Origin of the sequence: Paenibacillus sp. FSL K6-1230 (assembly GCF_038002385.1) — a bacterium.
GTDB lineage: Bacteria > Bacillota > Bacilli > Paenibacillales > Paenibacillaceae > Paenibacillus > Paenibacillus massiliensis.
Genome location: NZ_JBBOCK010000001.1, coordinates 3,935,151 through 3,958,542 on the forward strand (window position 1 = coordinate 3,935,151; position 23,392 = coordinate 3,958,542).

At 50.4% G+C, this 23,392-nt stretch carries 22 protein-coding genes and 1 riboswitch; of the genes, 5 read left to right on the forward strand and 17 right to left on the reverse strand.

Annotated elements, in window-relative coordinates:
* Positions 1-289: 289 nt before the first annotated feature.
* Positions 290-928, reverse strand: coding sequence for a cell wall hydrolase (locus MKX74_RS17370; RefSeq protein WP_133567279.1), 639 nt, complete (start codon positions 926-928; stop codon positions 290-292).
* A 333-nt stretch (positions 929-1,261) separates the two neighbouring features.
* Here MKX74_RS17370 and MKX74_RS17375 point away from each other — a divergent pair, with 333 nt between their 5' ends.
* Complete coding sequence (locus MKX74_RS17375; RefSeq protein ID WP_025677395.1) at positions 1,262-1,690, forward strand: MarR family winged helix-turn-helix transcriptional regulator; 429 nt, start codon at positions 1,262-1,264, stop codon at positions 1,688-1,690.
* A gap of 251 nt (positions 1,691-1,941) precedes the next feature.
* A complete protein-coding gene (locus MKX74_RS17380) occupies positions 1,942-2,529 on the forward strand; it encodes an NAD(P)H-dependent oxidoreductase (RefSeq protein ID WP_341179254.1) in 588 nt (195 codons plus the stop codon).
* Positions 2,530-2,731: 202 nt separating this feature from the next.
* On the opposite strand, the gene MKX74_RS17385 is transcribed toward MKX74_RS17380, so the two are convergent.
* The 13 genes from MKX74_RS17385 to MKX74_RS17445 all read right to left on the reverse strand — a co-directional run bounded on the left by MKX74_RS17385 (position 2,732) and on the right by MKX74_RS17445 (position 18,938).
* Complete coding sequence (locus MKX74_RS17385; RefSeq protein ID WP_028588858.1) at positions 2,732-3,109, reverse strand: (2Fe-2S) ferredoxin domain-containing protein; 378 nt, start codon at positions 3,107-3,109, stop codon at positions 2,732-2,734.
* Positions 3,110-3,333: 224 nt separating this feature from the next.
* Positions 3,334-3,529: riboswitch (cobalamin riboswitch) on the reverse strand.
* Positions 3,530-3,749: 220 nt separating this feature from the next.
* Positions 3,750-5,729, reverse strand: coding sequence for an ABC transporter ATP-binding protein (locus MKX74_RS17390; protein ID WP_341179255.1), 1,980 nt, complete (start codon positions 5,727-5,729; stop codon positions 3,750-3,752).
* Positions 5,701-7,458 (reverse strand): ABC transporter ATP-binding protein, encoded by a 1,758-nt coding sequence (locus MKX74_RS17395; protein ID WP_341179256.1) that lies wholly within the window; start codon positions 7,456-7,458, stop codon positions 5,701-5,703. The genes MKX74_RS17390 and MKX74_RS17395 overlap by 29 nt, the downstream gene beginning before the upstream one ends.
* A 1-nt stretch (position 7,459) precedes the next feature.
* Positions 7,460-8,011 carry a PadR family transcriptional regulator gene (locus MKX74_RS17400; protein ID WP_341179257.1) on the reverse strand — a complete coding sequence of 184 codons (552 nt, stop codon included), beginning with the start codon at positions 8,009-8,011 and terminating at the stop codon, positions 7,460-7,462.
* Between the two features lie 312 nt (positions 8,012-8,323).
* Positions 8,324-8,500: a hypothetical protein gene (locus MKX74_RS17405; RefSeq protein WP_341179258.1), complete on the reverse strand. Its 177-nt coding sequence runs from the start codon at positions 8,498-8,500 to the stop codon at positions 8,324-8,326.
* Positions 8,501-8,619: 119 nt separating this feature from the next.
* Positions 8,620-9,345, reverse strand: a complete 726-nt coding sequence (locus MKX74_RS17410; RefSeq protein WP_341179259.1) for a LutC/YkgG family protein — start codon at positions 9,343-9,345, stop codon at positions 8,620-8,622.
* Complete coding sequence (locus MKX74_RS17415; protein ID WP_341180600.1) at positions 9,338-10,855, reverse strand: LutB/LldF family L-lactate oxidation iron-sulfur protein; 1,518 nt, start codon at positions 10,853-10,855, stop codon at positions 9,338-9,340. The genes MKX74_RS17410 and MKX74_RS17415 overlap by 8 nt, the downstream gene beginning before the upstream one ends.
* An 11-nt stretch (positions 10,856-10,866) precedes the next feature.
* Positions 10,867-11,592: a (Fe-S)-binding protein gene (locus MKX74_RS17420; protein ID WP_025677380.1), complete on the reverse strand. Its 726-nt coding sequence runs from the start codon at positions 11,590-11,592 to the stop codon at positions 10,867-10,869.
* Positions 11,593-11,782: 190 nt separating this feature from the next.
* On the reverse strand, positions 11,783-12,541 hold the full coding sequence (locus MKX74_RS17425; RefSeq protein WP_018886879.1) for a DeoR/GlpR family DNA-binding transcription regulator: 759 nt from the start codon (positions 12,539-12,541) through the stop codon (positions 11,783-11,785).
* Between the two features lie 5 nt (positions 12,542-12,546).
* Positions 12,547-14,031 (reverse strand): rhamnulokinase, encoded by a 1,485-nt coding sequence (gene rhaB, locus MKX74_RS17430; protein WP_341179260.1) that lies wholly within the window; start codon positions 14,029-14,031, stop codon positions 12,547-12,549.
* A complete protein-coding gene (gene rhaI / locus MKX74_RS17435; RefSeq protein ID WP_341179261.1) occupies positions 14,028-15,248 on the reverse strand; it encodes an L-rhamnose isomerase in 1,221 nt (406 codons plus the stop codon). The genes rhaB and rhaI overlap by 4 nt, the downstream gene beginning before the upstream one ends.
* Before the next feature lie 263 nt (positions 15,249-15,511).
* Positions 15,512-17,581, reverse strand: coding sequence for a bifunctional aldolase/short-chain dehydrogenase (locus tag MKX74_RS17440; RefSeq protein WP_341179262.1), 2,070 nt, complete (start codon positions 17,579-17,581; stop codon positions 15,512-15,514).
* A gap of 205 nt (positions 17,582-17,786) precedes the next feature.
* Positions 17,787-18,938 carry an iron-containing alcohol dehydrogenase gene (locus tag MKX74_RS17445; RefSeq protein ID WP_018886875.1) on the reverse strand — a complete coding sequence of 384 codons (1,152 nt, stop codon included), beginning with the start codon at positions 18,936-18,938 and terminating at the stop codon, positions 17,787-17,789.
* Between the two features lie 285 nt (positions 18,939-19,223).
* Here MKX74_RS17445 and MKX74_RS17450 point away from each other — a divergent pair, with 285 nt between their 5' ends.
* The 3 genes from MKX74_RS17450 to MKX74_RS17460 all read left to right on the forward strand — a co-directional run bounded on the left by MKX74_RS17450 (position 19,224) and on the right by MKX74_RS17460 (position 20,717).
* Positions 19,224-19,466: a hypothetical protein gene (locus tag MKX74_RS17450; RefSeq protein WP_341179263.1), complete on the forward strand. Its 243-nt coding sequence runs from the start codon at positions 19,224-19,226 to the stop codon at positions 19,464-19,466.
* Between the two features lie 185 nt (positions 19,467-19,651).
* On the forward strand, positions 19,652-19,852 hold the full coding sequence (locus tag MKX74_RS17455) for a hypothetical protein (protein ID WP_018886873.1): 201 nt from the start codon (positions 19,652-19,654) through the stop codon (positions 19,850-19,852).
* Between the two features lie 562 nt (positions 19,853-20,414).
* A complete protein-coding gene (locus MKX74_RS17460) occupies positions 20,415-20,717 on the forward strand; it encodes a hypothetical protein (protein ID WP_341179264.1) in 303 nt (100 codons plus the stop codon).
* A gap of 116 nt (positions 20,718-20,833) precedes the next feature.
* Here MKX74_RS17460 and MKX74_RS17465 read toward each other — a convergent pair whose 3' ends face one another.
* From MKX74_RS17465 to MKX74_RS17475, 3 genes are all read right to left on the reverse strand, one after another.
* Positions 20,834-21,277 carry a hypothetical protein gene (locus tag MKX74_RS17465; RefSeq protein WP_341179265.1) on the reverse strand — a complete coding sequence of 148 codons (444 nt, stop codon included), beginning with the start codon at positions 21,275-21,277 and terminating at the stop codon, positions 20,834-20,836.
* Positions 21,274-21,942 carry a uracil-DNA glycosylase gene (locus MKX74_RS17470; RefSeq protein WP_341179266.1) on the reverse strand — a complete coding sequence of 223 codons (669 nt, stop codon included), beginning with the start codon at positions 21,940-21,942 and terminating at the stop codon, positions 21,274-21,276. The genes MKX74_RS17465 and MKX74_RS17470 overlap by 4 nt, the downstream gene beginning before the upstream one ends.
* A 191-nt stretch (positions 21,943-22,133) precedes the next feature.
* Positions 22,134-23,306, reverse strand: a complete 1,173-nt coding sequence (locus tag MKX74_RS17475) for an aminotransferase-like domain-containing protein (protein WP_018886868.1) — start codon at positions 23,304-23,306, stop codon at positions 22,134-22,136.
* Positions 23,307-23,392 lie beyond the last annotated feature (86 nt).

Consider the following 23,392-nt stretch of genomic DNA (forward strand, 5'->3'; position numbering starts at 1 on the left):
CTATGACAAAAAACAGCCTAATCAGGCATTGGCTCACGTGACCCGTAGGCCACATAGTCCAAAGGCCGTACTCCTTGAGCAGGGCATTTGCTATCGCTGACCATTAATAAGAGACCGCCTCGCAGGCGATCCCTTGCTCTAATGCTTTTGCTATGTCGAACTAAACTCGCTTTGGGAGAGCTTTGAATCCATTACTATATTCGTTAACTACATTTAGTTAAATTAGCTTCATCGGCCACTTGGCAACATTATCACTCATTGATAATGGCAGACACTACACCTAGCCTCTTCAGTTCGTAAATGTATGCCGCCCCAGTGACATTACGGCTGGACGATTGATGCTCCACTCGGAAGTGGCAATCGCCGGATTGTAATAAAATAATGATCCATTCGTCGGGTCTACTCCGTTCAGGGCTTGCCTCGCTGCACGATAGGCGCTTTGGTTGGGAGCCAGACGATATTGACCATCCTGTACTGCCGTGAACTGTCGCGGCTGCAATATGACATCTGGAATCGAGCTTGGAAATAGATCCGATTGAACACGATTCAGAACAACCGCTCCCACTGCTACCTGCCCTTCGAACGACTCCCCTCTCGCTTCACCGTGAATGATGCGGGCCAATTGCTCCAATACTGTCTGCTTCACCTCACCATAGGAGTCCATTTTGGCCTGTGTTGCAGATCCCACGACACCATCTGCTGTCAGACGGTGATCCCGTTGAAATTGCTTGACGGCCGCCTCGGTCTTGACACCAAAGTAGCCTGTAAAGCCTGCATGAAAATATCCGAGCGCATGCAACTGCTCCTGCAGCTTCAATACATGCTCGCTCTGCATTCCTTTACTTAGTGCTTGGGCTTGCGCCGTATTGGGCATCACTAGCAGACTGCACAGACACAGAAGCGTCAACATGACGATCCATTTTTTCATGAGCTTATCTCCTCTTCTTCCTTTTGATACATTCGTGATCAGACTCATGCGCACATTCCTTCCAATTCGCATGAACCATCTGCCACATCCGTTGCAGTGTAACATATCCTTTTCCGCTGGATAACCTTCCATAGTCCTAACCTGCCTACTCCAATTTTCAGGAACAAGTTCCCAGCTTAACCTGCTTCGAAAATGGGTAAACAGCATGTCTTCGCCTCTTTAAATTCAGCAAACAACGATTTATATTTATAGGACTACGGTTACATTTTTGTTACTTTATTCACGGGTCATAAAATACTTGCATTTACATAGATATCTATGTATCATACAAATATGATACATTTTAATGCCGCATCCCTTATAGGGAAAACAAGAGATGCCATGAACAAGCTGATTGTAGCCGAGCTTGAGAAGCATCAGATCTTTGATATTGTCCCCTCTCATGGAGATATCCTGCTTCATCTCTACCAAGAGGATGGATTGTCCATCAAGACACTGGCTGACAGGATTCACCGTACCCAACCAACTGTGACAGTCCTGGTAGATAAGCTACAAAAGTTCGGCTACGTTCAGCGAATCAAGAGCCATCAGGATAGTCGTGTAACGTTAATTCATCTGACGGATAAGGGAAGAGAACTGGAGCCTGTATTTCGAGACATTTCAGACACCTTGAATCAAGCCATTTATGGCAGTCTAAGCCCGGCCGAGCAGGAGCAACTGGAAGTATGGCTAGGCGATATTTTGCAGCGTTTATCGACATAAGATGTGCGCTGTCTTTTTTTAACGAAATACATTGATGTCTATGCAATTAATGATTATCATGCGGCATAATGCACGCGCCACAGGCCATTCGTCGAAATGAGGTTGAACGATCATTGCGCAACAGAAGTTGCAAACAAGCACTTCAGGATTGAAGGCATTGGCCCATTTCAAGGCAGAGTCGCCATGTTGGATAGCTATGCAAAATGCTCATATAATATAGTACCTATATTCAATTTAATGGAGGAATCTAGATGAAACATGTAATCGTATTTGCACACCCGCACACTGACAGCTTTAACCGAGCCATTCTGAACACTACAGTTCAGGCCCTGGAGAGTAACGGGCATGAGGTCATCGTTCGTGACCTGTATGAACTGAATTTTGAGCCTGTACTGACTTCTGCAGACACAGCCGCGATGAGAGCAGGACAGACACCTGAGGATATTAAGACCGAGCAAGACTACATCACGGCAGCAGACATCGTGACCTTCATTTATCCGATCTGGTGGACAGGGCTCCCAGCCATTCTGAAGGGATATGTAGATCGGGTATTTGCCTACGGCTACGCATATGCTTATGAAGAGGCAGGCATTGCCAAGCTGCTCAAGGGTAAACAAGGCCTTATCATTAATACGCACGGAACACCGAAGGAGGTATACGACTCCATTGGCATGACGGATGGTCTGAAGATTACGTCCACGACTGGTATTTTTGATTTTGTCGGTATTGAATCCGTGGACCACCTTCTCTTTGGTGGAATTGGTAGCCTGAGCGAGGAAGCCTATGCTGATATTTTGAGCCAGATCAAAAACCGTATCAGCACACTGTTCCCTCAATAAGTCGAGCAGCTCATGAAGAAGCAATCTCCTCAGACTGCACTATTCAGCATTAGCAGAGCTTGATCAGTTGCACTAACAGCTACAATTCATGAACAAGGAAACAATATAAAGAAAAAACAGGGCTCAGAGGTCAATCACTGTATCATATGTGATATGACTCTGGCCCTTTATCTTCTTACAGAAACATGGCAAGGCTTCCCCTCTACTTGGCAACAGCCTCGGCACTGAAGCGCTCGAATCTGTACTTGAGTAGTCGCTCAGGCAGAGCCTGCAAGCGTTCCTCGTCTCTGGAGGCAACCGCCCAGTCGATTAGAGCATCATAGTCCGCCTCTTCTTCTATCCGTCCAAGCCAGATCGGGCCTTCCGGTGTCTGGATGGACACGACATTCGCAATGTCACACGGGCCAAGACAGCCGGTAATCGTGAGCTGTACGGATTTCAGCAGCTTCTCTTCCTTCCATCTACTCTTCAGCCGATCCATGGGAATACCTGGCTTGCCCTTCTCCGTTCGTCCGCAGCAGCAGCCGTTGCAGACCATCACTTGTCCTAATACTCTTCGTTTCGTTGTCACCTGTTCCATTTGCCCATTCACTCCTGTCCAATTGATTCCCCTCAACACACAACAACACCCCTGCATCCTTATCGGATCAGGGGTGTGTACATACGGAAATAAGCCTGCCAATACTGAGCTACCACAACAGGAGCCTCAGCATTAGGCAATCCTTCCTCCGGCATCTGGCATAGCGGGGCTTTCCCACACTAGCTACGAGATGCTATGTACACCGTTCCTTTCCTCGAAGGGGGTGCTGCTATCGACTTCAGGTAGGTCTTCTGGCTCCCGGATCTATACACAGTCTCCTGTCTTCCCCGGCCAATTGGCAGAGTGACTTGTCTTGGAGTTGTGCTCCCCGGTTACAGCGGCGGGACCGCTAGGGATTCTCACCCTATTCCCTGTTACCCTTTGTGAGATCACAAAGGCACCTGAATTCTAAATATGTTCTAGCTATACAAGCTATGCCAACATTCCACAAATCTTACGTAAGCTGAATCTGTACAGACTGGCCATGAGCTTATTCTGCAATCAAGATGGCACAGTCGCTGTATAGCTAACAGCTAATGGTATTGACACTTCTCCTCATTATATAGAATGATTCCAGCCTTGACGAGCCCCATTTAGACTAAGAGTTCAAAGCTACCGCTTCTGACATAAATCATACGCATTAGCTGACGTTCGTAAATTGACTTGTGTACAACGATGCATAGAACCCCTTACGCTCAAGCAGCTCTTGATGCGTACCCTGCTCGGCAATTCGGCCATCCTTCATAACCAGAATCAGATCCGCATCCTGAATGGTACTCAAACGGTGGGCAATGACGAAGCTCGTTCGGCCTTCCATCAATGTCTTCATAGCATCCTGAATATACATTTCGGTACGCGTATCCACGCTACTCGTCGCTTCATCCAGAATCAGAATGGCAGGATCGGCCAGAATCGCTCTGGCAATCGTTAATAATTGACGTTGCCCTTGGCTCAGATTACCTCCAGCTACCCCCAGATCCGTATCATAGCCATCAGGCAGACGTGAGATAAAAGCATCAGCATTCGCCAGACGTGCCGCCTGTACCACCTCATCATCGCTCGCATTCAGTCGTCCAAAGCGGATGTTTTCCCGGATGGAGCCCGAGAAGACATGCGCGTCCTGCAGCACCATGCCCAGTTGTCTGCGGAGGCTATTTTTGTCCATTTCCTCAATCGGTATATCATCAATACGAATACTTCCGCTGTCGATATCATAGAAGCGTGTCAGCAGATTGACGATCGTAGTCTTCCCAGCGCCCGTAGGTCCCACAAGAGCAATCTTCTGCCCTGCCTGCGCCTCAAAGGATACATCCGTCAGTATAGGATTGTCTGCACTATAGCTGAAGCACACCTTGCTGAAGACGACATCACCCTTTAGCTTACTAGTGCTGGTCAACTGGACCTGTTCTCTAGTCTGCGCTAGAGCATGGGATGGCCTACTCGCATGCTGGATCACACGGTCCCGATCATGATGACTGTCATGATGCTCTTCCCGTTCGGTCTGTCGCTCATCATACTCGGTCTTCATATCCATAATCTCGAACACTCTTTCCGCCCCGGCCACTGCGGATTGGATCAGATTATACTGGTTGGCAAGCTCGGTTACGGGGCGACCGAATTGTTTGGAATAGTTCAGGAAGCTCACAATGACACCGACCGTAGTCCAATCGTGAAAGGCCATCCAGCCTCCAATAGCTGCGATCAGCGCAAAGGTAAAGTTATTCACCAGGTTCATCACAGGCCCAACCATACCGGAATAGATCTGGGCTCGTTTACCTACTCTGTTGACCTGCTGACTAATGTTGCGAAAACGAGTGATCTCGTCCTGCTCGCGCCCGTATTGCTTAACGACCTTCTGACCACCGACAATCTCCTCGATGTATCCGTTCAGATCTCCAAGGTGGCGCTGCTGCTCTTTGAAATACTTTCGGGTTGCACGTGTAATCTGACGGGTAACCAGCAGCACCAGTGGAATGCTTAGCAGCGTCACGGCTGTAAGCGGAACATTCAAGAGCAGCATAATAACCAATGAGCCGATCAGCGTAATCACACTATTCAATAGCTGTGTAACGCTCTGATTCAGGGAGTTGGATATATTCTCAATATCATTCGTCGCCCTGCTCATCAGCTCACCATTACTGCGAGTGTCGAAGAACCGCACAGGCAACAGATGATATTTGGCGAAAAGGTCTCGACGCAGCTCCTTGACCGTTCCCTGGGAGACGCTGGACATGACATAGGCCTGAATCCAGGTCAGGGTGCTACTCAGCAGGTACACCCCTAGGATCAGCAAACATATACGCACCAAGCCGTTATAATCACGTGGAATAATATAATCATCAATGGCTCGCCCGATGAAATATGGGCCTGCAAGCGTGGCCAAGGCTCCCAGCAGCGTAGCCGCATACACCATAAATAGTCCCGCCCGCTGGCGGCCCAGATAGGTCCAGATCCGCTTTAGCGTAGCGATTGAATTCTCCGCACGAACTACGGGGACCGGACCTTGCCCGGGGCCAGGACCACCACCAGGTCCTCTACCGGGAACGAACATTCTCTGGGCTGGTGGCAGGCCTGCCTGAGCTCTATTATCGCTAGCTTTGTGCTCCGTTGGCTGTGACATAGCCATGCCCCTCCTCCCTATGCTGTGATCGGTAGATGTCCTGATAGATCGAGCTTGTTGACAGCAATTCTTCATGTGTCCCCTGCGCAGCAATCCGCCCATCCTCCAGCACGAGTATCAGGTCTGCTCCAACCGCAGTAGACAGACGCTGTGCAATAACAATGCAGGTCGTATCCTTCATCAAGTCCTCAAGAGCTTCCTGGATACGCGCCTCCGTCGCCAGATCCACTGCACTCATGCTGTCATCAAGGATGAGAATGGAAGGGCGCGTCAGGAGCGCACGAGCAATAGAGAGTCGTTGCTTCTGCCCCCCGGACAGGTTGACGCCCCGTTGTCCAAGCTGCGTATCGTAGCCTTCAGGCATATTCGTAATAAAATCATGAGCTTGTGCCGCCTTTGCCGCCGTGATTACTTCCTCATCCGTTGCTTCCGGACGACCATAGCGAAGATTGTCACGGATCGTGCCGCTGAACAGAAGTACCTGCTGCATGACCATCCCGATACTCCCTCGTAGATGATCCAGCTGCATACTCGGTAACGGTGTCCCATCGATTCGAATTTCACCTGCACTCACATCATAGAAGCGTGGAATAAGCCCGACCAATGACGACTTCCCGGAGCCTGTTGCACCGACAATAGCTACAGTCTGGCCAGGGTCTACCGTGAAGCTTACGTCCTTAAGCACCTGTTCACTCCCTGCCTCATCGTAGGCAAAGGACACATGCTCAAATTCAAGTCGCCCTCTGCGGATCACAGCTGTTGCTGCATCCGGCTCCTCTGTAATTTCAGAGCTGGTCGCCAGTACTTCATTGACACGATCCGAAGATACCTTGGCTCTGGAGATAAAGGCCAGCATACCGCCCAACATGAGCATCGACATCATCAGTTGTGTCATATAGTTAATGAAGGCGATCAAATTGCCGACAGCCAGCGTGCCGCCCCAGTGCTGCAGTCCACCGAACCACAGGACCGCCACAATACTGGCATTTAGAACCAGAGTAAGGACAGGCAGATTCAGCGCAATGAGCCGTACCGCCTTGATTGCAGTCCCAGTGTACTCATTATTCACTTGATCGAAGCGGTCTTGCTCGTAATCTGCCCGAACGAAGGCCTTGATGACCCGAACACCGAGCAGACTCTCCTGTAGCACCGTATTGACCCCATCCAACTTGGATTGCATGGCCGAGAATAAGGGAAACGAACGCTTGATGAGAAAAAACAGGATCAAAATCAGCACAGGCACCGATACCAGCAGTACCGAAGTTAGGCTCGGACTAATTGCAATCGCCATAATCAGACTTCCGATCAGCAGCATGGGAGTACGTACAAACATACGCAGGATCATCTGGGAAAAGTTCTGTAGCTGCACCACATCATTAGTTAACCGGGTAATCAGTGAGCCAGTCTTCAGACGATCGAGATTACGGAAAGACAACGACTGAATTTGTTCGAACAATCGAATGCGCAGATCATTACCAAAATTCTGTGAGGCCATGGCAGCAAAAATATTACAACCCACACCCCCCAGCAGACCAATGAAGGCCACGCCTATCATCAGCAGTCCGTTCCGCTGGATGTGTGCGATATCTCCCTTCATAATCCCGTCGTCCACGATGCTCGCCATCAACAGAGGCTGCAATAGGTCCATCGACACCTCCAGCACCATTAACAAGGGCGCCAGAATACAAAAAAGCCAATAAGGCTTCATGAACGATCTCAATTTCCACATACTAGCGCTCCTCTTTCTCTGTATTGGAGTCTTTATCGCTACGGGCAGGCTGCTGCTCCAGCCATTCCATCAGCTCTTGTCTCAGCTTGCCGAAGAGTCGGTTCAGCTCGGCCAGTCGCTCAGGCTCATCCCAGTAGTCGAGCTCGGCATCAGCGATGCAGCGTACCAGCTTGCCGCTCTCTGTGTCTGGGTCCTTCCAATCCGAATCCTTACGATCCGTAATGCTTCGGAACTCCGGACGCTTGGGTACATGACTCTCCGCGGGATGACACTGCTCATGCTCCAGAAGGAAGGCCGCTCCCGCTGCAGTGATAGAATAGACCTTCTTGTCATTTTGCTCCTCCATGCTGATTAACTCACGTTCCTGCAGCATTTGCAGCACTGGATAGATCGAGCCTGGACTTGGAATATAGCGTCCACCCGATCTGATCTCCAGTGATTTCATCATCTGATAGCCATGCATTGGCTCGGTGCGTAGCAGATCCAGTAGGGCGTATTTAATTCTACCCTTCCCGAAGAAGCGACGATTGGAATGCATATGTCCATGACGCAAGTAACTCACCTCATTTCAAATAATAGCTCAGGAGTAACCACTTCGTACTTGACTAAATCAAATTGGAGCGGGAGTCGCTGCAAGCGGGGAGCCCTGTCGACCGTTGTTAAGCTTGCTGTTCTTTGATCGAAGAGAACACCACAGTTGAACAGTAAGCTTAAAGGCGGACTCGTCGTTTCTCTAAGGCTTTCCCACTTTCCGCTAACGACGACGCTCATCAGAACTTTCAATCTGCATCTGATTACGATATATCGTAAAGCTAATATAAGATTACTGTATACGATATATCGTTATAATGTCAATATGTTCATATCAGAACTCATATCGCTGATGTCTGGGCATAGAGAGACGAGGATGACAACAGCCTACATCTACAACATCTACATCTACATCTACATCTACATCTACATCTACATCTACATCTACATCTGCATCCATATCTGCATCCATATCTACATCCACATTAACATGGACTTGAAGACTCGACACCAACATCAAAAAAGCCGACTCAGTAATCACCACAGTGATCCCAAATCGGCTTGGTCGTTATCATATTCAGTCAAGATTCTAGGAGATCTCGTATCCTACGTTGAGTTGTATATTTCATCTTAACCAACCAGAAGCGCATGCACAATCCCTGGTCCGTGTACCCCGATGGTCAGATCATTCTCAATATCAGAAGATCGGCTAGGCCCGGATATAAAATGTATACCGGCTGGCAGCTGCTCACGCCCGGCCTCATCAAATGTCGTAAGGACCTCTCCCAGCCGGGTCACCAATCGTTCCACAGGAATGATGACAATTAACGCTGTCGGTAACAGGCTCACCGATCTTCCCTTATCCGCCGAGGATAATACCGTTACGGAGCCGGTGTAGGCGACGGCGTGATCTGCTACGACGATGCCAAAGTCAGCCTCAGCGGCTCGACTCATCCAGGCTGTGTCTGTCTCCGTATTCCATACGGAGATTTGGGAATGGGGTAAGCGCTCCTCCAGCATCAAGGCAGCCAAGGTGTCTTGATGCTGTCTTACGATATAGTGTGCGTTCATCTGCTCCGCCAGCCTCTGGATGTATCCCCCCACCTCTGACCAATCAGTGAGCCGCTCAACCTGACCACCTACACTCAGAAAGTTGGATGTGAATTCAGCAATGCGTTCCTCCTCGCTCCATTCGAATTCCTGCCAGAAGGCAGGTGAGCCTCGAAATGGATGACGAGGAGGCTCCGTCACGCGCGGTCGACCGAGTCGGTCGGCAATGTGCTGCATGAACTGCTTCTGTCTGCTTCTGGATTGCTCCTCCATCTTCTGCAGCCATTCCTGATGCTCGCTATTCACGCTTGCCACCTCCCTTCTCTGCTTGTGCTTGCTGAATACGCTCCTGCTTGATCTGCTCCATGCGCCTTAACGTCTCTTGCTGCATTGGCCGGGTGTGTTCACGCAACTCCTGCTCCAGTGTCTGCCAGCCTTGGCGGAACGAGCGATCCGCAAGTGACGGAGCGACACGATAGCTGTTCCAGCCCTGAAGCGGGCCCAGTCGCAGCGAGATACCACCCTGCCGGACCAGCGGCTTCTGGCCGAGCTGACCCAGTCGAACAGCAGCAGTGAAGCGCCGTGAACTTGTCATGACAGCGGCAAAGCCCTTCATGCCGAGAGACTCCAGCTTGTTGCCGTGTCCCTGCTCCACCTTGCGCCGACGCAGGTATACCAACATGTCATGAAGCGGAATCTTGACCGGACAAGCTTCATAACAAGCTCCGCATAGACTAGAGGCGCTCGCGATATCATTCCATTCATTCACGTTGCCATTAAGTGCAGGTGTCAGCACTGCGCCTATTGGGCCGCTATAGGTCCCGCCGTAGGCATGCCCACCGATATGGCGGTACACAGGGCAGGCATTCAAGCAGGCACCACAGCGTATGCAATTCAGTAGCTCCTGAAATTCCGGGTTCCCCAGCTGTAGAGAGCGACCATTATCGACGATGATAATATGCATCTCTTCTGGCCCATCTGCATCGTCAGTCCTGCGCGGTCCTGTAATGCCTGACATATACATGGTCAGCTTTTGGCCAGTTGCCGAACGAGGCAGCAGCGTCGCCATAACCTCCAAATCAGCCCAGGACGGTATGATCCGCTCCATGCCCATTAATGTAATCTGCGTCTTCGGTAGTGTCGAGACCATACGCGCGTTGCCTTCATTCTCGAACAGCACCATAGAGCCCGTCTCTGCAATCGCGAAATTACAGCCCGTCATGCCAATATCGGCCTCCAGAAATTTCTCCCGCAGCTTTTTGCGTACAAAGCCAGCCAGGATCGTCGTATCCGCCTCCAGCGTCTCCCCGGCCTCCTTCGAGAGTAGCTCGGCGATCTGATAGCGATTCTTGTGAATAGCCGGAATTACAATGTGGGAGGGAGGTTCATTAGCAAGCTGAATGATGTATTCACCAAGATCCGTCTCTATTGCTTCAATATCTACAGATTCGAGTGCATGATTCAGGTGGAGCTCCTCCGATACCATCGACTTCGACTTCACGACCGTTCGTGCTTGGCGGCGTTTAGCTATATCAAGGGAGATCTGCACAGCCTCAGCTGCATGCTCGGCGAAATGGATATGAACCCCATTCGCTCGTGCCTGCTCTGTGAACAGATTCAGGTAATAGTCCAGATGAGCGATTGTATGCAATCGGATTTGTCTGCCGCGTTCGCGCCATTCCTCCCAATGACCATGCTGCTCAGAGGCCATTTTCTTGCCATTGCGCAATCGTTCGGTCGTGAAACGTACAGCCTTGCGCAGAAAATCATTATTTAGCGCTAACTCTGCGCGGTCCTTCACATCCTCGGTCATCATTTTGCCTGTACTCACGACTGCACCCCCTCATACAGCAGCTCTGCAAGATGCATGACACGCACCGGCTCATTGCGATAGCGCAGATGACCCGCAATATTCATCAGGCAGGCCATATCAAGGCCTACCAGTACCTCCGCTTGGGATTCCAGGATATGATCACCCTTCTCCGTGACCATAGCTCCCGATATATCCGGCATCTTCACCGCGAAAGTACCACCGAAGCCACAGCAATCCTCCGCAAATGGCAGAGGTACCAGTTCCAGATCCTTGACGGAGCGAAGCAGCTCCAAGGGCTCGTCCTTTACTCCCAGCAGACGGCTGCCATGACAAGAGGGGTGATAGGTCACCTTATGTGGAAATACAGCCCCCAGATCCTTTACATCCAGCACTTTAATAAGAAACTGTGTGAATTCATAGGTCTTCCGTTCCAAGTCCCGCGCCTTCTCCAGCCATTCAGGCTCATCCTTGAACAGCTCTGGATAATGGTGCAGCATATAGGTGCACGAGCCGGAAGGAGATACAACAAAATCACTATCCTCGAAAGCACTTACAATTGTTCTTGCTGCTGTCCTTGCTTCGTCCCAATAGCCGCTATTATAAGCGGGCTGACCACAGCATGTCTGCACTTGCGGGAATTCCAACTGTACGCCGTAGCGCGCGAGTAGTCTGACCATCGCGTCGCCGACACGGGGATAGACTGCATCGCTCAAACAGGTAATAAACAGGGATACTTTCATCATCTCACCTCTCTCATCTGCTGCCGCCTCGTAGCCCTGATATAGCAGGAAGCCATGCCCATTACCGGACCTGGCCTCCTGTCAGTAGCCTGGACAGCTCTCCGGATTTAGCGCCGTCTCATGCCGAGTCAGGCTCCACGATACACGGAGTGACTCTAACAGCATAAGCAAGCGAACCCGGAAAATGCCCCTATACTGTCGTAACGGTTATGGACCGTTCCTTCAGCCCGGCAAGTATATCTTCGTGTATTCCTTGATCTGTAACAATCGTATTCACTCGCGAGAGATCGGTGACATGCGTCAACGCTTGCTGTCCGAATTTGCTGGAATCCGCCAGCAGAATAACCTCGTCGGCAATTTCAACCATCTTTTGCTTGATTCTCGCCTGCAGCTCATTGGATTCACTTACACCCCGCTGCAGATGAACGCCCTTACAGGATAAAAACACTTTATCCACGTAATACGTATCCAGGGAACGCTCCGCTAGAGGCCCTACGAAGGACAACGAGCGCTGGACCAGCAGTCCGCCTGTCGAGATCACATCAATTTTATCCTTGGTGCTTAGCTCAGTCGCTACACGAATTGAATTCGTAAGCACGGTCAGCGGCACATCCGGCAGCTTGGAAGCCATATACCAGGCTGTAGAGCTTGCATCCAGCAATATACGGTCCTTGGGACGGATCAGCTGGATCGCCGCTTCCGCGATACGACGCTTCTCTTCCGCATGCATGATTTCACGCTCGGAAAATGGAATCTCTGGCTGCTCCTCCTTGATGCTGACGGCTCCTCCATGGGAACGCCGCAGTCTTCCCGCCTCCTCAAGCCGATCCAGATCACGGCGGATCGTCTCTTCGGTCACCTTGCACAGCTCGCTTAACTCGGATACACGTATACTTCCTTTTTCATTGACCAGCTGTACGATCAGCTCATATCGCTCTGCAACCAGCATTCCACTCACTCCAACTCTGAAATTTGCAATCCGGCCATATCCAAGAACCGCCCATAAGCATGCTCCCAGGCTTCAATGTCCCTAGGCTCATATTCCGTGACGGGGAAAGAATGACGGATCACACGACGCGCCTCCCAGATGTCGGAGAACACACCCTGTGCCATCCATTGTACCGCTAAATTGCCGATTGCGCTCCCCTCTGCCGGACCTGCCCATACGATTTTTCCAATCGAGTTCGCAGTCCACTGGCATAGCAGGGCATTGTGTATGCCACCGCCGACCATATGCAGACCATTGAATTGCTGTCCCGACACCCTTTCCGTCAGCTCCAGAATATAGCGATACTTTAAGGCCAGACTCTCCAAAATGCAGCGTGCATACGCTCCTGGTGTCTCCGGCGCAGCTTGCCCCGTCTGCCTGCAATACTGCTGAATGCGCGTGGTCATGCTACCCGCTGCCAAAAACAGATCATCATCCGGGTCGATCAAGGCAGCGAACGCAGGTGCCTGCTCCGCCAGCTGAACCAGCTCAGGAAAGGAATATACGCTCCCTTCACGATCCCACTCCCGCTTCAGTTCCTGCAAAATCCAGAGGCCCATAATATTCTTCAGCAAGCGGTAGGTGCGACCCACACCACCTTCATTGGTAAAATTATAGCGGAAGGCCGTCTCCGTAATCACTGGCTGCTCTACTTCTGTGCCCATGAGGGACCACGTGCCGCAGCTCAGATAGGCGAAGGAGCGTTCCAAAGCCGGCACAGCAGCTACTGCAGAGCCTGTATCATGCTCAGCTGCTGCAATGACAGGTATAGAGTCTATTCCCAGATCACTGCCGATGCTGTGACGCAGCTGACCAGCAGCAGCACCCGGGTCTACCACAGTGCCGAACCACGAATCAGGTATTCCCACCCGACCGAGCAGCTCTCGGTCCCAATCGCCTAGACGCGGATTGTAGAGCTGCGTGCTAGTTGCATTGGTGAACTCATTAAGCATCTCGCCCGTCAGGAAATACCGTAACAGATCCGGAATCATGAGAAAATGTGCGGCTTCATTAACCATTGGTGAACCTGCCTGCTGCATAGCCACCAGTTGATAGATGGTATTGAACGGCAGAAACTGAATCCCTGTCTTCTCAAAAATATACTCGGCACCCGCCTGAGAGCAGACCTGCTCCATCACTCCCTGCGTGTGGGGATCACGGTAATGATAGGGATTACCCAACAGTTCACCGCTTTTCCCGATCAGCCCAAAATCCACCGCCCAGGAATCAATGGCAAGACTCGCTGGCTGTACCCGCATATGCTTGGCCTTGAGCAATCCTTGTAGCAATTCGTGATACAGGCGCAATATATCCCAATGCAGACGGTCGTCGACCTTGACCGGATCGTTGGAAAAGCGATGAATCTCCTCCACCTCGATGCGGTCGTCTGTCAGACGTCCGAGGATCGCTCGGCCGCTGCTTGCTCCCAGATCATAGGCGAGTACATTCACCAGCTGGCACCGCCCTTGCCTCTGGCAGTAATCTGCTGGGCATAGTCACTAGACAAATACGCCTTCATCGGATCTGCAGGCAACCCCTGCTCCTCGCGAACAGCTCGCAGCAACGGTGTCACATCGAATTCGAAGGCTTGACGGACAGCATCCTCGGCTGCAAGCACATCCCCGCGCTCCGCGGCTTCCGCTACCTCTGCATGATTAATCAGCAGCGCCTTCGCATATTGAGTCTGTACGTTCAATACAGAACGAATCATGGCCGGAATCTTCTGTTCAATATTATGGGATTGGTCGATCATATAGGCAATATTGCTCACAGTATCCTGAATCGCCTGATCCGAATCTCCAGCTGCATCCAAAATTTGATAGAAGATCAGGAACAGCTCATACGGATTGATCGCACCAACAATGAGGTCGTCATCAGCATATTTATAGCTGTTAAAATGGAATCCACCCAGACGCTGTTCATCAATCAGATAGGCTACGATATGCTCGATGTTCGCTCCCGGCAGGTGGTGACCTGTATCAACGAGCACCTGTGCCTGTGGTCCAAGCTTGAGCGCGTAGTTGAAGGCCATGCCCCAGTCAGCAATGTCTGTATGATAGAAGGCTGGCTCAAATGCCTTGTATTCGATCAGCATGCGCATCTGTGGAGTCAGTGCATTATACATGGTCTGGAGCGACTCCAGCATCCATTGCTTGCGCTTGCGAATATGCCCTTGCCCCGGATAATTCGTACCGTCCGCGAACCAAAGGCTGATATCCCTGGACCCCGTCTCCTTGGCCACGTCTACACACTCCAGCAGATGCTCGGTGGCCTTCTTGCGAATCGCTGCATCCGCATTCGTCACGCTACCCAGCATGTAATCGTCTTCCTGGAACAAGTTCGGGTTGATCGCACCGATTTTGAGCCCCAGGCTCTCTGCATGACTGCGAAGCTGACCATAATCGTCGACTTTATCCCAAGGAATATGGATCGCTACTGAGGAACACAAGCCTGTTACCTTGTGTACCTGGGCCGCATCCTCCAGCTTCTCGAACGGATTGCGTGGCACCCCTGTCTTCTGGAATACCTTGAAGCGCGTCCCTGAATCTCCATAGCCCCATGATGGGGTCTCGATCTGCAGCTGCTTCAGCTTCTCCTTCACTACATCCAGCTGAACTCCTCTGGCCTGCTGTATTTCTTCAAATAGTTGATATGCCTTATCCGACATGCTGAAGTCCTCCTCTGATTATCGTTCTATATGACCTGGAGCAGCGGATGCAAGGAAATATTCGGAACTGATTCGTGTAACCATGATCCGTACGTCCTTCATTTCCATCCGCCACTCCTGCATGTGTATGGCTTGTGTATGGCACAACGATTCATTACTACATAATAATTCATCATTTTATGAATGCTCTGAGAATAGCTTGATCCCCGGAATCTTGTAGTTATCTCACCGCTCAGGACGTGACTTCCCGCTGTATCGACATGTTAGCGTGTAAATGCCGCTGGTACACCGCCGTCAATGGTCATCATGCAGCCCGTCGTCTTCGCTGCTTTGGAGGAAGCGAAGAAAGCAACACCCTCTGCGATATCTCTTGGATAAATGTTGACCAGAAGCGTCGTGCGTTTGCGATAGTGCTCCTCTAATTGGTCAGGCTCGATGCCATAGGCCGCAGCTCGTTCATTTCTCCAGTTGGAGTTCCAGATCGCGGAGCCTTGCAGAATCGCATCTGGCAGAATGGTGTTGACCCGAATGCCAAGCTCTCCACCTTCAGCTGCAATACAGCGTGCCAGATGTGCCTCCAGCGCTTTGGCAGAGCTGTAGGCTGTTACATTTTTGCCAGCAAATACGGAGTTTTTAGAGCCGATGAAGATCATGCTCCCGCCCAGCGCCTGATCCTTCATAGTCTTGAAGGCCTCGCGTGCTACCAGGAAGTAGCCTGTACCGAGCACATTCATATTCAGGTTCCATTCTTTGAGAGATGTCTCATCGAATGGGCTGGAGGTGGCGAGTCCTGCATTGTTCACGAGGATATCCACACCGCCATAATGAAGTGCTGCTTCAGCATAGGCTGCTGTAACCTGCTCCTCATTCGTCACGTCCATCCGTACAGCCAGAGCACGATGCTCTCCAAATTGGGCGTTGATCTCGTCGGCAACCTTTTGAGCGCCCTCCAGGTTCAGGTCAGCCAGCACTACATGTGCGCCTTCCTCGACCAGGCGACGTGCCGTCTCACTACCGATTCCGCCTGCGCCGCCTGTGATCAGGGCCACCTTACGGGAGAATTCAGCTTCAGCCGGTGCCAGAGACAGCTTGTATAGCTCAAGCGGCCAATATTCCACGTTGTACGACTCATTCTCGCTCAGCGATACGAAATTACCGAGCGCCGTCGCACCACGCATCACCGCAATGGCCCGATGATACAACGCTCCGCTGACCTTCGAGTTGCTCCAGTTCTTACCCGTATTGATCATGCCGATCCCCGGAATCAGAATGACGCGTGGAGCTGCCTCGAACATGACATCTCCTTCATGCTTGTTCCGCTCGAAGTAAGCCTTGTACTGCTCCTTGTATGCAGCAATTCCTTCGGCCAACAGCTTTCTCAGACCTTCTACGTCGCTGGCATCTGGAGTCCAGTCAATGAACAGCGGCACGACCTTCGTATGCACCAGATGATCCGGACAAGCTGCTCCTACTTGCGACAGCTGCGGCGCATCCTTACCTGATACGAATTGCAGCACGTCGTCCGCATCGTCAAAGGTCAGCATCATCGTCTTCTCGTCGCTGACAGCTCCGCGAATGAATGGCATCAGGGCCGCAGCAATATGGCTACGCTCCTCCGCTGGCAGTGGTTTGCTCTTGGCTCCGCCGAAGAGTTGCTCCTCATTTACACGTGCCTCGATATACGCCTCAGCCTTGTTAATCATCTCGATCGTCTTGGCGTAGCTTTCCTCAGCCGTATCGCCCCAAGTAACCAGACCGTGCTTCTCCATCAACACAAGCTCTGCCTGCGGGTTATTCCGTACCCCTTGAGCGATCATCTTCGATAGTGTAAAGCCTGGACGGATGTAAGGCACCCATACGAAGCTATCTCCGAAAATCTCACGCGCGATCTCCTGGCCATTATCCGCACAACACAAGCTGATGATCGCATCCGGATGTGTATGATCCACATGCTTGAACGGCAGGAACGCATGTAACAGCGTCTCAATGGAAGCACGAGGATGCTTCGGATCTACCATGCAATTCGCCAGATACGCAACCATATCCTCATCAGACATTTCATCTAGCTCGTATAGCGGACGAACATCCTCCATCCGAAGCCCTGTGAAATTACCTTCCTTCATTGTAGCCAGATCAGAGCCGCTACCCTTCACATACATGACTTCGATATCGCGACCGCGGAAATCCTGAATTACCGTCTTACTGGAGGTATTGCCTCCACCCCAGTTACATACCCGGCGGTCTGACCCCAGCAGATTGGAGCGGTATACCAGCTGTCCCAGTCCCTCCTGGATCCCAGATGCCTTCTGTGCGTCCCACAAACTCTGTACCATACCCATACCTCCGAATATTTTTATTTGTTAGCGTTATCATGAACTTAAAAAGACTATATCATCTTTGTTTGTCTTTGAAAACACAAATAAACAAAAATATTCAAAGTGATTTTATTCTCAAACTCAAAATAAAACCGTAACAAACCTCACTATGGTTCATTACGGTTTTATTTTTTTTCGTTTTCTCTGTTATTCACTTGGTTAATTACAGAATTTTACGAAACATTGCAATAACTTCATCCTTGGTAGGCGTAAAAGGATTTCCCGGTGCACAGGCATCCTTCATTGCATTGTCAGCCAGCAGCTCCAGATCGACTTCATTCACACCCAGCTCAGACAATGTGGCCGGAATGCCCACCTCTTGTGACAACTGCTTGATGGACTCAATGACATAATCCGCACACTCCTGATCCGTCCGCTCTTCAACATTCAGGCCTATCGCTCTTGCAATCCCGCGGAAGCGGTGTGGCACATGCTTGGCATTCTCCTCCTCCACATAGGGCAGTAGCATCGCGTTGCACACCCCGTGAGGCAGGTCATACACGCCGCCCAGCTGATGTGCCATCGCATGTACATAGCCAAGACCAGCATTATTGAACGCCATACCGCCGAGAAATACAGCATAGACCAGTTGCTCTCTCGCCTCCAGATCATGGCCATTCGCCACGGCACGCGGCAGGTACTGGAAGATGAGCTCCACGGCAGCCAGAGCCGTAGCATCTGTGACAGGATAAGCTCCTGGCGTGACCAGGGCTTCAACGGCATGCGTAAGCGCATCCATACCTGTCGCTGCTGTCAGATCTGCCGGCTTATCGACCATTAATTCCGGATCGTTGACCGAGATGGAGGCAAGGCTATTCTTGTCCACCATGACCATCTTGACTTTCCGTTCCTCATCCGTAATAACGTAGTTGATGGTGACCTCACTGGAGGTACCTGCTGTCGTATTCACCGCAATAATCGGGAGCGATTTATGCACGGATTTGTGAACGCCTTCATAATCTCTGATATGTCCACCATTCGTGGCAATGATTCCTATGGCCTTCGCTGTATCCTGTGGTGAGCCTCCACCAATAGAGATCAGCGAGTCGCAGCCTTGCGACTTCAGGAATTCAACACCATCATGTACATTTTTACAGGTAGGATTGGGTCTTACATCACTATAGACTGCATAAGGAATAGCAGCTTCATCCAGAATCGTTAGTACCTTGCCAGCAATGCCGCTCTTCAGCAGAAATGCATCAGTAACTACCAGTGGCTTGGAGAGCTTCATCTCCTTGAGGCTAGGTCCAATCTCTTGCAGGCAACCTTTACCCATCACATTCACGGGCGGAACGTAAAATACATGCGTACTCATGGTTATCCTCCTCTGACACGATTATAGGCCTTTGCGTATACAATGAGCCAATTCCCATCATAGACGGGCCCGTGCTGGATGACTGCGAACAAAATCATAGTCGGGTTAGCCATTCTGGGCTACTGTAAGTTGCCTACTCATTCGCAATTAGGACAAGTGCACAGCGAAAAGAGGCCTTAAATCTCGCTTTTTTTGGGTAAAGGCATAGGAGTGTCTCCGTCTACGGACATATACTATCCTGAGTATCCAAAGTCCGCATAACTTACCCGGAAGCAGGTGATTGACTTGGCGAAAAAGGGGCATTCCGGCAAGAAAGCAGCTCCTTCACAATCGAACGGCTTACAGTTCCTGGACGATCTTTCGGCGGATGACCTGGCCATTCTCGGCTCCTTTTTTGGCGTACTAAGCGACATGTTTGATCTGCTGTCCTTGATCAAAATCAAGTATAGTAACGAGAAAGGGCCTATTAATGCGGATCTGTATGACATCACGCTGCTGGACGAATGGAATAGAAGACGGCAACGTTGAACATAACCCCTTCATTTACGTGGGGGCTCACGGTGGACAAGCTTGTAGCGAGGCCTGAGGATGCGATTTGGAATTATTTATAATCCTGATATGTAAAATTTGATTCATTGGCTGAATATCTATAAACAATAAATTGCTTTTCGTCGAAAATGATAGTATGAGCATCGGAAAGGAGGCACACTGTAATGCATGAGCATGATCATGAGCACAATCATTCCGTACTGGATCATCCCCAGGCAGTCATCCTCAAGCTGGTTGATGAGACCATCGTATTCGGATGGTTACGACCGCTACCAGGAACGGATCAATGGATACTGTATGACGATCATAATATGTATCAACTATCCAATCAGGATATCAAGAGCGTTACCAAGGTTATCGTCTAAATGGTGGGATATTGCCGAAGCTGAGCCAGCGCTACTGCAGTCCCCGAATCAGCCCGAATATGGCAATCCATAATACAATGCTGATGAGGATTCCCCAAAATATACCTTTAAAAAGCTTCATCTCACCAGTCAACCTTTCCTGAAATTTATGCAATTATAGCACGAATTCCTCTTAAATCTAAAATGCCTGGCCCTGACCTTACGCATCATGGATCACGCAGCCTTGCCAGTCGGGCCAAACATACTTCTGCTCTACGATACATACATATGGCAGCCACAGGGCCTACAGCTTGCTTAGGTCCTGTATCCACTTCCTCCCTCTAACTTTGCTGTTCTGCTTGCAAGCATGATTGCCAAGTAGTCGATTGGCGCGGTCTGCAGCCTCTCACACACGCTCCAGTTTCTTTTTTTTTTGAAAATAAGATATAAAAAAAATCACATTCCCATAAAAAAGTAATGAAAATTTTCCGAAAACATTGTATAATTAGTGACATAAAGATGAGAGACGGTTCGCTGTTCCGGGGGTTTTTACGGATTAACTAATTGAACGGAGGAATTCGATATGCCTACTATCGAGAAAGTGCAATATTTGAAATCATTACTTCCACGCGAGCAACAAGGAATTAGCCATTATGTGGAGCATGCTCTGGAATCCATTGATCAATTGGTAGAGGAGCACCGCAAATTTATCGCTGCCCAGGCACTATATGGAGAGAAAGTGGTCGGCCGCGAGGAGGAACTCTTCCGGACCACCATTTATGACATCAAGCATCAGCTGCTCGCTACGCTAGAGAAGACGGTAGAGGACTTCATGCATAAAGGCGACAAGAATTGGACCAACCATTACAAGGATGGCGTAGAGTAATCGTAGATCAGAGTAACCACACAGTAGCAACAGAGTCAACAAAAGCAGCATGGTGCCTATTCGGCCTCATGCTGCTTTTGTTATTGTATAGCAGGAACAACTTCAGATAACACATGCTAATTACCTTGCCCTCTTAAAGATCGCACCACAAATGTATAATGACGCTTGTCCAGCCTACGTCCATCCTGCAGCACCACTTCATTCGGTCCATGACTGCGTAGTCTGCAGGCATACGCCAGAATTCGATCTCCCTCCCAGATCGTCACGACCGATTGAAAATACACCGCATTATCAAATTGCAAGGATTCCTTCATGATATAACCCACCACATGCGGAGCCGCAACAGAAGGCAGACGACGTTCCTTTAACGGTAGGGCTGCCTGAATCGTCAGAATATCCTGAAAGGGGATCTGAAGCATACGCGGGGCAAGGACCACACTTTGCTGTGAATAATTAATATGCTCCAAGGTTCCCCGTAGCTTGCGCTTGCCCTCTGGTCCGCAGGACACAATGACATGGCGGCCGATCCAGTGGCGCATGTGCCCCCCTCCGTTCGTCATAGGTTCTGAAGCTCCCAGTTAATCGGTTGCTGCTGCTTGCTCAGCAGGAACTCATTCGTCCGCGAGAATGGACGGCTACCAAAGAATCCTCGATGTGCCGCGAAGGGACTGGGGTGACTGGATTTAATGACCAGATGCTTGCTCTCGTTAATGAATTCACCTTTTTTTTGTGCATGACTGCCCCATAAGATGAACACTATTGGCTCATCACGCTCATTGAGCGCTGCAATGACGGCATCGGTGAACTGCTCCCAGCCGATGCCTTGATGGGATTGAGGCTGTCCTTGGCGTACCGTGAGTACATTGTTCAGCAGCAATACACCTTCTTCTGCCCATGGAATGAGATAGCCGTGATCAGGAATAGGCAGATCAAGGTCCGACTGCAGCTCTTTATATATATTTTTCAGTGAAGGTGGTACTCTGACACCAGGCATCACCGAGAAGCTGAGTCCATGAGCCTGTCCTGGGCCGTGATATGGGTCCTGTCCCAAAATGACGGCTTTGGTACCCGAGAAGGAAGTAAGCTTAAGCGCAGAGAACAGATTCTCCTTGGACGGATATACCTGATGAAGCTTGTATTCTTTAGCGAGCGTATATCTCAGATCGTTAAAATAGGGTTTGTTTATTTCCTCATGCAATACCTCATCCCAATCGTTACCGAACACTTTCATTCTCCCCTAACCTGTTTAAAATCATGTACGTACGGGCTGTCCATGCGCTCCAGCAGGAGCCAAGCACAAAAGCCGACCCCGTGAGTCCGGAGCCGGCTTCGTTACTGGATACTCTCACAGGAAATACCGTTCAGCAAATAATCAATACTATACCATTTTTCGCCTGTACATACAACAGCACAAGACTATATACGGCCCAGTATCTCAATTCCTTGTCGAATCTGTTCATCCGAAGGTGTCGAGAAATTCAGACGGAAGGCATTGCAGGAAGCTGTCGCATCGACCAGGAAGGCGGTACCAGGCACGACTGCTACGCCTCGTTCAGCCGCTGTCTTGCAGTAGTCCAGCATGGAGATCCCGGACGGCAGCTCACACCAGAGGAAGAGTCCTCCATCTGGTCTCGTGTACGTGACAGACTGCTGCATGTGGGCTTCCAGACTCTGCTCCATCAGGTCGCACTTGCGGCGATAAATATCCCGTATATTGGCGATATGGCCTGCATAATCGTATTCTGTCATGAATTTATGAGCTAGAATCTGAGGAAGCATCGCTGTATGCACGTCCTCCCCCTGCTTGGCGACCACCATCTTGGAGACTACCTCATCTGGGGCCAACACATAGCCGACACGAAGACCTGCCGACAATATTTTGGAGAATGAGCCCACATAGATAACCAGTCCCTCCTCGTCCATGGACTTGATGGTCGGAACATCCTCACCACGGAAGCGGAGCTCTCCGTAAGGATTATCCTCCAGAATCATAACCCCGTAGCGTCGGGCCAGCTCATAGACCGCTTTGCGCTTTTCCAGTGATGTCGTGATACCCGTCGGATTCTGAAAGCTAGGGATCAGGTAGATGAGCTTGACATTCTTCTCGGTCTGAAGCGCCTGCTCCAGCAAGCCGATATGGATGCCATCGGTTTCCATAGGAACCCCTACCAGTCTCGCACCAGAGGAACGAAATGTATTCAAGGACCCAATGAAGCTGGGACTTTCGCAAATAATGGTATCTCCCTCATTGCAGAATACTTTACAAGCGAGCTCAATACCCTGCTGCGCGCCGGAGACGATCATCAGCTCGTCCATGTCTTTACCGCTGGCAAATCGGGTGTGCAAATGATTCTTCAGGACGTCGCGCAAAGGCGCGTAGCCTTCTGTAATTCCATATTGCAGAGCAGCTACTGGCATTTCTTCCAGAATGGACTGTGTATAGGCCCGGATCGCCTCGACCGGGAAAGTCTCAGGTGCGGGATTGCCCGCAGAGAACGGAATGACGTTCTGACCTGATGTGGCCTTGAGAATCTCGCGAATAATGGAGGGTTGCATAGCTGTGAAACGGTTGGAAAATGAATAATTCAATGGCCTCGTGCCTCCTGAGCATATGTATTGAAATTCCGTCCCTGTGTACGGCTAAAATTTATTATATTATACACCAGAGCATTTTG